Genomic DNA, 10,011 nt, shown 5'->3' on the forward strand with positions numbered 1-10,011 from the left:
TATCCGGCACCACCGAATTTCGGCGCCGTGCAGGATGTTGGTGTGCTCACGCATCCGAATACCGGCCAGGCATTCGGGTCTCCGGTCGATCCCGGCACCGGCTGGCCGGGCGATACGGCGACACCGCAGACCCCGGTGGCGGCCGATGCCGCACAAGTCGTGCAACTGGCCGGCGCGGCTCGCTCGATTCGCGAACTCGATGCCCTAGTCAGCGTGTGCCGGGCCTGCCCCCGACTGGTGAGCTGGCGGGAACACGTTGCGGTGGTCAAGCGCCGGGCCTTCGCCGATCAGCCGTATTGGGGACGGCCGGTGCCGGGCTGGGGGTCGGAGCGGCCGCGGCTGTTGATCGTCGGCTTGGCCCCGGCCGCGCACGGTGCCAACCGGACCGGGCGCATGTTCACCGGCGACCGGTCCGGAGATCAGCTGTATGCGGCGCTGCACCGCGCCGGCCTGGTGAACCAACCGACCAGCGTCGACGCTGCGGACGGCTTGCGCGCCAACCAGATTCGGATCGTCGCGCCGGTGCGGTGCGCGCCCCCGGCCAACGCGCCTACCCCGGCCGAGCGGTTGGCCTGCTCGCCCTGGCTGGACACCGAATGGCGGCTGGTTTCCGAGGACGTCCGGGTGATCGTTGCCCTGGGCGGGTTCGCCTGGCAGGTCGCGCTGCGACTGTCGGGCGCGTTCGCCAAGCCCAAGCCCCGGTTCGGCCATGGTGTTGTGGCCGAGTTGGGGTCGGGACTGCGATTGCTCGGCTGCTACCACCCGAGCCAGCAGAACATGTTCACCGGTAGGTTGACTCCGGCAATGCTCGACGACGTATTCCGCGACGCCAAGAAACGTGCCGGAATCGCGTAGAAAGTGGGTGCAGTGCAAACGGTCCTGGTTTCCGGCGCCAGTGTGGCCGGTATTGCGGTTGCGTATTGGCTTGAATGGCAAGGGTATTCGGTGACGATGGTGGAGCGCCACCCCGGATTGCGGCCGGGCGGCCAGGCGATCGATGTCCGCGGCCCGGCGCTGACAGTGCTGGACCGGATGGGGCTGCTGGCCGCCGCGCAGGCGTGCAAGACGGGCATCCGCGGCGCCTCGGTCGTCGACCGCGACGGCAACGAGTTGTCCCGTGACACCGAATCGACCCCGACCGGCGGTCCCATCGACAATCCCAATATCGAGCTGCTGCGCGACGATCTCATCGAATTGCTCTACGGCGCAACCCAACCGACGACCGAGTACCTCTTCGGCGACAGTATCACCGCGTTGGACGACGACGGCGCCTCGGTCGCGGTGACCTTCGAGCGCGCCGATGCCCGCAGCTTCGACTTCGTGGTCGGCGCCGACGGATTGCATTCCAACGTGCGTCGGCTGGTGTTCGGTCCCGAGGAGCAATTCATCAAGAGGCTGGGCACTTTCGCGGCGATCTTCACCGTGCCCAACTTCCTGGAACTCGACTATTGGCAGAAGTGGCATTACGGGGACGCCACCATGGCCGGGGTCTACAGCGCGCGGGGCAACACCGAGGCCCGCGCCGCATTGGCCTTCATGGACCCCGACCTGCGGATCGATTACCGCGACAAAGACGTTCAGTTCGCCGAACTGGAACGGCGGATGGCCACCGACGGATGGGTGCGGGCGCAGCTGCTGCACTACATGAAGTCGGCACCGGATTTCTACTTCGACGAGATGTCGCAGATCGTGATGGACCGCTGGTCGAAAGGCAGGGTCGTTCTAGTTGGTGACGCGGCCTACTGTTGTTCGCCGTTGTCCGGGCAGGGGACCAGTGTCGCCCTGCTGGGCGCCTATATCCTGGCCGGCGAGCTCGCGGCGGCCGGCACCGACTACCAGCGCGGCTTTGCCAACTACTATGCCGAATTCAGCGGCTACGTCGAACGCAACCAATGGCTGGTCAGCGACAACATCCCCGGTGGCGAACCGATACCCCAGGAAGAGTTCGAACGCGTCGTGGATTCGATCACGCTCGAGGACTACCAACGGCGCTGACCCGGCCGCCAACGGGGGCGAGCAGGGGCCGCTCGCCGGCTGATCGACAGCACGGCCACCCGTCGGCGTCCTGCGCCGCGCCGGACGTGTGATCGCTCGCAGCGACAGGTTTCGCGGTCGAGGTCCCGACAGGTCGTCGTCGGCGCCGGTAAACTGTGCGATGACTGGTGGGTTGGGCCCAAGCTGCGGCGCCCGGCCGCGCACCGGGCCGCGTTGGCGGCACATGCCGCGGTGAAAAGTAACGACAACACCGGCACAAGCTGGTTGACCGGCCGAGCCGGGACTGCATATCCGCCGCCGACGAGCCGATCAGCGCGCGCCGGCGGTCCGCAGCGCCGCCACGGATTGGGCGTGCCGCGTTTCATAGCCGCTCCAGTCGCTTCGCACCCCGTTGCCGGTGACAACTGGCAGCTTCATCGCGCGCTCCAGCGCAGGATAATCCGTGACGACCGGTCCGGCTTGACTACGTCCCGGCGTCTTGCGGGCCCGGGGTCAACGCGAAGATCGGGAGGGGCCGCGGCGTCCGGCGCTGGTAACCGGTGTAGCGATTCGCGTTGTTCTTGTTGACGAGCTGCCACATCCGGGAGTAGTCCGCGTCGTCCGGGATGACCCGTCGTGCGGTCACCGCCAATCGCTTTGGGCCTACGTTGATTTCGCACTGTGGGTGCTTGCGCAGGTTGTGGTACCAGCCGGGGTAGCGATCGGCGCCGCCGTTGGAGGCGACGATCAGATATGAGTCGCCGTCGCGTGCGTAGGTCAGCGACGTGGTGCGCGGCTGGCCGGTCTTGGCGCCAACGCTGTGCAGCAGCAGGCTGGGTGGAACACCCGGGATCCGGTGCCCGATGCGCCCATTGGTCTTCTGGTAGACGGTGTCATGCAGTCGCAACAGCGGCGCGCCGACTAATCGTTCGAACAGCGTGAGATTGCTCATGGTCCAGTCTTACTGGCTCGCGTCGATCCGGGCCAACGCTGCGCGCAGGATTCGCCCGGTGGCCTCACGGTCCGGGTCGCGGCGCAGCACCATCGACTTGGCAAGCGCCAGCTTGTCGCCGTTGCGCCGGGGTAGCACGTGCAGGTGAATGTGGAACACCGTCTGGAAGGCGGCGCTGCCGTCGTTGATCGCGATGTTGGTCGCGTCGGCCAACTCCGTCGCGCGGGCGGCTTTGGCGATCCGCTGGCCGATCGTGACCATGTCGGCCAGCGTGTCCGGCGGGGTGTCGGTGATGTCCACGGTGTGTCGTTTGGGCAGCACCAGGGTGTGGCCGCGGCTGAACGGGCGGATGTCGAGGATGGCCAGATAGCCGTCGTCTTCGTAGATCGGAATGGCTGGGGCTTCACCGGCGACTATCGCACAGAACACGCAGGGCATGTGGCCACGGTACTGCGCCGGGCGCTGCCCCTTCCGCACGGACCACGTGGCCGGCGACGCTCCGGGGAGCATCTGGAACCGCCCGATCGAGCGGGATACGCTGCGGCAGTGGACACTAGCGATCTCGCCTTCGCCGGCGCGACGGAGCAGGTGCGAATGCTGGCCGACGGCGAAGTCACCGCACCGGAGCTTCTCGAGGTCTATCTGGAACGCATCGAGCAGCTGGACAGCCAGCTGCGTGCCTACCGCGTGGTGCGCTACGACGGCGCGCGCGAGGAGGCCGAGGTCGCCCAGCAGCGCCTCGACGCCGGCGAGCGGCTGCCGCTGCTCGGCGTACCGATCGCGGTCAAGGACGACGTCGACGTCGCCGGAGAGGTGACGACCTACGGCGGCGGCGGGCACGGTCCGGCCGTGAGCTCCGATGCGGAGCTGGTGCACCGGCTGCGCGCCGCGGGTGCCGTTGTCATCGGCAAGACCAATGTGCCCGAGCTGATGATGATGCCCTACACCGAGTCACTGACGTTCGGGGCCACCCGCAACCCGTGGAATCCTTCGCGGACTCCCGGTGGCAGCAGTGGCGGTAGTGCCGCGGCGGTCGCTGCCGGGTTGGCACCGGTGGCGTTCGGATCCGACGGCGGCGGGTCGATCCGGATCCCGTCGACCTGGTGCGGAGTGTTCGGGCTGAAGCCGCAACGCGACCGGATCTCGTTGGAGCCGCACGACGACGCGTGGCACGGGCTGAGCGTCAACGGCCCGATCACGCGGTCGGTGCGCGACGCCGCGCTCCTGCTCGACGTAACGACCATGGTGCCCGGTCCCGAAGGCGAATTCGTCGAGGCTGCCGCGCGCGAGCCGGGACGACTGCGAATCGCCTTGAGCACCAAGGTCCCCACCCCGCTGCCGGTCCGGGTCGGCAAGGCCCAACTGGCAGCGGTCGACCAGGCGGGGGCATTGCTGCGCGATCTCGGCCACGACGTGATCATTCGCGACCCCGAGTATCCGGCCACGCTGTACGCCAACTATCTGCCCCGCTATCTGCGCGGTATCAGCGACGACGCCGACGCACAGGCCCACCCGGAACGCCTCGAAGCGCGCACCCGGGCCATCGCGCGGATGGGTTCGTTCTTCTCCGACCGCAAAATGGCGGCGCTACGTGCCGCGGAGGCCGCGTTGAGCAGCCGGATCCAGTCGATTTTCGACGACGTCGACGTCGTCGTCACCCCGGGTACGGCGGCCGGCCCGTCAAAGATCGGCGCCTATCAGCGCCGGGGCGCGGTGTCGACGCTGCTGCTGGTGGCCCAACGGGTGCCCTACCAACAGGTCTGGAATCTGACCGGCCAGCCCGCCGCCGTGGTGCCCTGGGACTTCGACGACGACGGCATGCCGATGTCGGTGCAACTCGTCGGCCGGCCCTATGACGAGGCGACCCTGCTGTCGTTGTCAGCGCAGATCGAAGCCGCCCGGCCGTGGGCGCACCGGCGACCGCCGGTGTCATAACAGCAACACTGGAGGCCACCGTGGACCACCTGCCCGAGCCGGTCGACCGCGATATCGCCGATCTGCTCGACGGGCTCGATGGCACCGCACGCACGGAGCGCGCCGAGCTGATCGAATGGCTGCTCGAACAGGGCATCACCGCCGACGAGATCCGGTTGGCCAACCCGCCGCTGCTGCTGGCCACTCGACGGCTGATCGGCGACGACGGCACCTACGTATCCGCCCGCGAGATCAGCGAGACCTACGGCATTGACCTCACCCTGCTGCAGCGGGTGCAGCGCGCCATCGGTTTGGCCAGAGTCGACGACCCGGACGCGGCCGTACATATGCGAGCCGACGGTGAAGCCGCCGCAACCGCGCAGCGGTTCGTGGAGCTGGGGCTGAATACCGATCAAATCGTCATGGTGGTGCGTGTTCTCGCCGAGGGCCTGTCACACACCGCGGAGGTCATGCGCTATACCGCGCTATCGGCGATCATGCGTCCGGGGGTCACCGAGGTGCAGATCGCCCAGGCGTCGCAGGCGCTGGTGGGCCGGATCGTGCCGCTGCTCGGCCCGATGATCCAGGACATGCTGTTCATGCAGTTGCGGCACATGATGGAAACCGAGGCCGTCAATGCCGGTGAGCGAGCTGCCGGCAAGCCGTTGCCGGGCGCGCGCCAGGTCACCGTCGCCTTCGCCGACCTCGTCGGCTTCACCACGCTCGGTGAGGTGGTGTCGGCCGAAGAGCTGGGGCATCTTGCCGGTCGGCTGGCGGAGCTGGCGCGTGACCTGACCGCTCCGCCGGTGCGGTTCATCAAGACGATCGGTGACGCGGTGATGTTCGTCTGCCCGGATCCGGTACCCCTGCTGGACACGGTCCTGAAGTTGGTCGAGGTCGTCGACACCGATGCGGCCTTTCCCCGGCTGCGGGCAGGAGTCGCGTCCGGCATGGCGGTGAGCCGGGCCGGTGACTGGTTCGGCAGTCCGGTGAACGCGGCCAGCCGGGTCACCGGGGTAGCGCGGCCAGGCACGGTGCTGGTCGCCGATTCCGTCTGGGAGTCCGTGGGTGACGGCGCCGGGTTCGAGTGGTCATTCGCCGGCACCCGTCATCTCAAGGGCATCAAGAATGAAGCCAAATTGTTCCGGGTGCGGCGAGGTGACGACGGCAGCCGGCGGCCCTGATAGGGCAGGCCGATCCGGAGGGCAAATCCACCGCGGATATGGGCAGGCCCGGAGCGACTCTCGGGGGCGTCTGGCTCCGTCTTATGCGGATCCTGCGCTGCCGGATCTCACCCCGTCTTCCGGCACTTGAGTTCGGTCGCTTCCGGGCCTGCTTCGCTACCAAAAATACAACTGGGCATTACCCGATAGCAATGGCCTTCCGGCCCGCCCACGGCTTGAGCAGCGTTCCGCGCGGCTTGGACGTTCACCGGAAGCGAACGGTATTCCATAATTGGTATTACGGTGTAATTATGTAATTATGAAAGCACACCATATGCACGGGCACCGGTACGGGCGCCCCGGGGGCTGGCAGCAGGCCCAGCAACCCGACGCCAGCGATGCGCCCGAATGGTTCGCCGGACGTCTCCCCGAAGACTGGTTCGACGGCGATCCCGCTGTCATCGTGGACCGCGAGGAGATCACGGTGATCGGCAAGCTGGCCGCGCCGCAGGATTCCGGACAGGAGCAGAGTCCGGCACGCGGGAAAGGACGAGCCTCGCGGTTCCGGGAGGAAACCCGCTCCGAGCGGATGCGGATCGCCGACGAGGCTCAGGATCGATACGGACGCAAGGTGTCCTGGGGCGTGGACGTCGTCTCCGACACCGGCACCGAGCGGATCCTGTTCACCCACATCGCGGTTCCGGTGATGACACGCCTGAGGCAACCCGAGCGCCAGGTGCTGGACACGTTGGTCGACGCCGGTGTCGCGCGGTCACGCGCCGACGCACTCGCGTGGTCGGTCAGGCTGGTCGGTGAGCACACCGAGGAATGGCTGGCCAAGTTGCGCACCGCCATGGCGGCGGTGGACGACCTGCGCGCCCAGGGACCTGATCTGGGGGATTAGCCGGCCGGCTTGGTCTCTTTGCGGATCTTGTCGGTGATCTGGTCGGCGATCTGGCCGCCCTGGTCGGAGATGTGGTAGCCGCAGGCGTTGACGTCGACGATCACGTTGTTCGCCACGCTCATCGCGCGTTGGCACTCCCAGCCGTCAGCGCCCTCCTGGGTGTCGATGACCGTCATCTTCGGCGGGCTGCCAACCACGTCGGCGAACGTCCACCGGTAGGTCTTGCCCTTGTTGGTGACGGTCACGGTCTTGTCCGAGCAGTTTTTCCATTTTCCCGCCATAGACTGCAGGAACGAGCGCGCTTTGTCGGCGGATGGAAAGGCCACCACGGCCTGGTTGACCCAGTGGTCGTAGTTGTCGCCGGGTTCCGACGACACCAGACCGCTGATTCCGGTGTAGCCCGTGCCGGAGTAAACCGGATCTTGGCTGGTATACAAGGCACCTTGGCACTCGGGCAGCGACAGCGTCACCGGGGACGGGTCCATCGACGTGATGGGTTTGCCCGGTTGGATGTTGGATGCGCCCATCACGGAGTTGATTTCTGACGGGCTCAGTAACAGCGCGCTGAGCCGATTCTCCGAGATCGGTTTCGGCGGCGGCGCCGGCTTGGGTCGGGTGACCAGCCAGATGCCTACTCCTCCGACGACCAGGACGAGCACGATAGCGACGGCGGCCACGATCGGCCACGGGTTGCGGTTCCGTGATGCCGACCGCTGCTGCCCCTGGTTCCAGGCCGGTGGGCCGGGGGGTTGCCGCGGCGGCGGTGTGCCCGGTGGCGTACCGCCCCAGCCGCCACCTTGGTAGAACGCCGGGGTGGGGGTCGGCTGGCTGGCCGGCATCGGGCCGCTCGTCGGGGCCCACGAGGGTTGGGCCGCTGGCGGAGGGGCTGGTAGCCGCCCGGGCGGCCCCGAGGCTGCGGCGGACGCTGCGACCCCCGGCTGTCGGGGGCTCGCCGAAGGGCCTGACGTGGGTCCAGAACGGGGCCCGGCCGGGTAGTAGGGCGGCGCCGGCGCGGGTCGCGGTGCGGGCGCGGCCGGGGCTGAAGGTGCCGCGGGTGCCATCCCGGTGGCCGGCATGGTCGGTGGCGCGACGGCCGTGGGCGGGCCGGGCAGGGTGGCTTCCTGGCTGCGGCGCAGGATGTCGGCCGCGTGGTCTTGATCGGGGTCGCTGAGGGCTTCGTGGGCGGCCAGCGCCAAGTCCCCCGCACTGGCGTAACGGTCCTCGGGCTTTTTTGCCATGCCGCGCGCGATCACCGCGTCGAAGGCCTTGGGGATGCCCGCTCGCAGGGTGCTGGGCTGCGGGATGGGATCCATCAGGTGAGCCGTGACCAGCATGCTGGCGCTGTCGGCGCGGTAGGGCGGACTCCCGGTCAGGCATTCGTGCAGTACGCAGGCCAATGCGTAGATGTCCGCGCGGTAGGTGACTTCGTCGTTGGAGAAGCGTTCGGGCGCCATGTATTTCCAGGTGCCCACCGCGGTGCCCAATTGGGTGAGCTTTTTGTCGGTGGTGGCGCTGGCGATGCCGAAGTCGACCAGGTAGGCGAAGTCGTCGCGGGTGACCAGGATGTTCTGCGGTTTGACGTCGCGGTGCATCACGCCGGCGGCGTGGGCGGCGTCCAATGCGGAGGCGATCTGGGTGATGATGGCCACTGCGCGCGGCGGGGTCAGCGGGCCGAAGCGCTTGAGGATGTGATCCAGGTCGGTGCCCTCGATGAGGCGCATCTCCAGGTACATCTGCCCGTCGATTTCGCCGTAGTCGTGGATGGGCACCACGTGGGGTTCCTGCAGCCGGCCGGTGATGCGCGCTTCACGCTTCATCCGCTCCCGAAACACCGGGTCCTTACTGAAGGTTTCCGACATCAGCTTGACCGCGACCGTCCACTCTTTGACCGTGTGTTCGGCCTCGTAGACTTCGCCCATCCCGCCACGACCCAGCAGCCGCTTCAGGCGATAGGGCCCGAATATCGATCCGACTCGCGAGCTCTGCGCGTCACTCATCGCTGATCCTCCCGGTCACGCCGCGATGCCGCAGACACTATCAACAACAGCCAGGCAGGCGCGTCAGCCGCGAGGCCCGGAAATGGCCCGGAAATGGCCCGGAAATGGCCCACGTGCCGGCGGGGGGCCGGCACCCGCACCGCGATCGGAAAACCGCGTCGCGGATCACTTGGAACCCACCCCGGAACCCGGCCCGGCATCCGCCCAGGCAGCCCGTCCTGCCCGGGGCCGGTCGGCGCCAAGGAGTCCGCAAGGATGCGGCAAGCGCGTAGGCAGAAGCTCTCCTTAGCTGTCGAGTCAGCTGCCGAGAAGGGAAGAGACAAAGGGAAGAGACAGATGCCTACCACGGCCGGGACCGGCTCGAAGACCCATGTCGCCGTCATGTTCGTGATGACCGCCTTGGTCGGGTTCGCGGCAACGTTGCCGGCAGGCTGGCGTACCAGCGCCGGATGCGCCTGGTCCTACGGGGTGTACTACCTCGGATACCGGCTGTTGTCGGTACAGCTGTCCTGCGGTTCGCTGGCCGTCAGCGGGGTCCCGTTCGTCATGAAGCACGCCTGAGCGCCCGGTTCACTTGTGGGCTTTGCGTTGCGGGTCGAGCCGCTTGAGTTGCACAGCGATGAGCATCACCAGCACGATCGCCTGTACCAGGCACGCTCCGGCGGCTAGCAGCCAGCTACTGACCTTGTAGTCCCACAGCGGATCCTGGTCGCCGCCCGCGGTGCGGCGCAGGTCGTTGAGATCGACGGTGGCGGCGGCCATGGCGTAGGCCCAGCGGGACGGGGACAGCCAGGCCAGTTGTTCCAGCGGCGGCCGGCCTTTGACCCCGAACATTCCGCCGCACAGCACCAGTTGGGCCATGACCACCAGGACCAGCAGCGGCATGCCCCGATCGGCGTTGCCGATCAGCGCCGAGATCAGCAGGCCGATGATCATCGAAACCACGGTGACGGCAACGACGGCCACCGCCACCTCGACTGTCGGCCAGGGCAGCACGACCGATTGGTCCGGTGCGGGCAGAAACGCCGGGCCCAGGAATCCGAGGATGAGTCCTTGGATGGTGGTGAGTGCGGTCAGGACGACGAGTTTGGAGGCCAGGTAGGCGCT

Annotated in this window: 10 protein-coding genes; 6 read left to right on the forward strand and 4 right to left on the reverse strand. The window is 67.7% G+C overall.

The genetic code is table 11. The features are described from left to right. Positions 1-27: 27 nt before the first annotated feature. The gene (locus AWC07_RS14695; protein ID WP_036416683.1) at positions 28-855 is read left to right on the forward strand and encodes a uracil-DNA glycosylase; all 828 of its coding nucleotides are present in this window, start codon (positions 28-30) and stop codon (positions 853-855) included. A gap of 12 nt (positions 856-867) precedes the next feature. After that, the gene (locus AWC07_RS14700) at positions 868-1,995 is read left to right on the forward strand and encodes an FAD-binding protein (RefSeq protein WP_036416686.1); all 1,128 of its coding nucleotides are present in this window, start codon (positions 868-870) and stop codon (positions 1,993-1,995) included. Positions 1,996-2,458: 463 nt separating this feature from the next. On the opposite strand, the gene AWC07_RS14705 is transcribed toward AWC07_RS14700, so the two are convergent. Both AWC07_RS14705 and AWC07_RS14710 read right to left on the reverse strand, forming a co-directional pair. Further along, entirely contained in the window at positions 2,459-2,926 is a 468-nt protein-coding gene (locus tag AWC07_RS14705; protein WP_036416688.1) for a nitroreductase family deazaflavin-dependent oxidoreductase, read from the reverse strand. 9 nt (positions 2,927-2,935) lie between these two features. Next, positions 2,936-3,364 carry an HIT family protein gene (locus AWC07_RS14710; protein WP_036416704.1) on the reverse strand — a complete coding sequence of 143 codons (429 nt, stop codon included), beginning with the start codon at positions 3,362-3,364 and terminating at the stop codon, positions 2,936-2,938. 108 nt (positions 3,365-3,472) lie between these two features. Between AWC07_RS14710 and AWC07_RS14715 the strand changes: the two genes are divergently transcribed. The 3 genes from AWC07_RS14715 (at position 3,473) to AWC07_RS14725 (ending at position 6,907) form a co-directional block, all read left to right on the forward strand. After that, a complete protein-coding gene (locus AWC07_RS14715) occupies positions 3,473-4,861 on the forward strand; it encodes an amidase (protein ID WP_036416690.1) in 1,389 nt (462 codons plus the stop codon). An 8-nt stretch (positions 4,862-4,869) separates the two neighbouring features. Continuing rightward, complete coding sequence (locus tag AWC07_RS14720; RefSeq protein ID WP_139829710.1) at positions 4,870-6,024, forward strand: adenylate/guanylate cyclase domain-containing protein; 1,155 nt, start codon at positions 4,870-4,872, stop codon at positions 6,022-6,024. Positions 6,025-6,322: 298 nt separating this feature from the next. Then, positions 6,323-6,907, forward strand: coding sequence for a hypothetical protein (locus AWC07_RS14725; protein ID WP_036416692.1), 585 nt, complete (start codon positions 6,323-6,325; stop codon positions 6,905-6,907). Here AWC07_RS14725 and AWC07_RS14730 read toward each other — a convergent pair. Next, positions 6,904-8,904: a serine/threonine-protein kinase PknH/PknJ gene (locus tag AWC07_RS14730; RefSeq protein ID WP_036416695.1), complete on the reverse strand. Its 2,001-nt coding sequence runs from the start codon at positions 8,902-8,904 to the stop codon at positions 6,904-6,906. The two genes, AWC07_RS14725 and AWC07_RS14730, sit on opposite strands and share 4 nt — an antisense overlap. Before the next feature lie 336 nt (positions 8,905-9,240). On the opposite strand from AWC07_RS14730, the gene AWC07_RS14735 reads away from it, so the two are divergent. After that, entirely contained in the window at positions 9,241-9,465 is a 225-nt protein-coding gene (locus AWC07_RS14735; RefSeq protein WP_036416697.1) for a hypothetical protein, read from the forward strand. 9 nt (positions 9,466-9,474) lie between these two features. On the opposite strand, the gene AWC07_RS14740 is transcribed toward AWC07_RS14735, so the two are convergent. Beyond that, the coding region (locus AWC07_RS14740; RefSeq protein ID WP_167380077.1) for an ABC transporter permease at positions 9,475-10,011 on the reverse strand (537 nt) is incomplete at its 5' end.

It is taken from the genome of Mycobacterium gastri, from assembly GCF_002102175.1.
Lineage (GTDB): Bacteria > Actinomycetota > Actinomycetes > Mycobacteriales > Mycobacteriaceae > Mycobacterium > Mycobacterium gastri.

Excerpts from the sequence above, each read along its gene's own strand:
- AWC07_RS14735 (WP_036416697.1), top strand. The coding sequence starts at position 9,241 with ATGCCTACCACGGCCGGGACCGGCTCGAAGACCCATGTCGCCGTCATG.
- AWC07_RS14705 (WP_036416688.1), bottom strand. The coding sequence starts at position 2,926 with ATGAGCAATCTCACGCTGTTCGAACGATTAGTCGGCGCGCCGCTGTTG.
- AWC07_RS14710 (WP_036416704.1), bottom strand. The coding sequence starts at position 3,364 with ATGCCCTGCGTGTTCTGTGCGATAGTCGCCGGTGAAGCCCCAGCCATT.
- AWC07_RS14730 (WP_036416695.1), bottom strand. The coding sequence starts at position 8,904 with ATGAGTGACGCGCAGAGCTCGCGAGTCGGATCGATATTCGGGCCCTAT.
- AWC07_RS14725 (WP_036416692.1), top strand. The coding sequence starts at position 6,323 with ATGAAAGCACACCATATGCACGGGCACCGGTACGGGCGCCCCGGGGGC.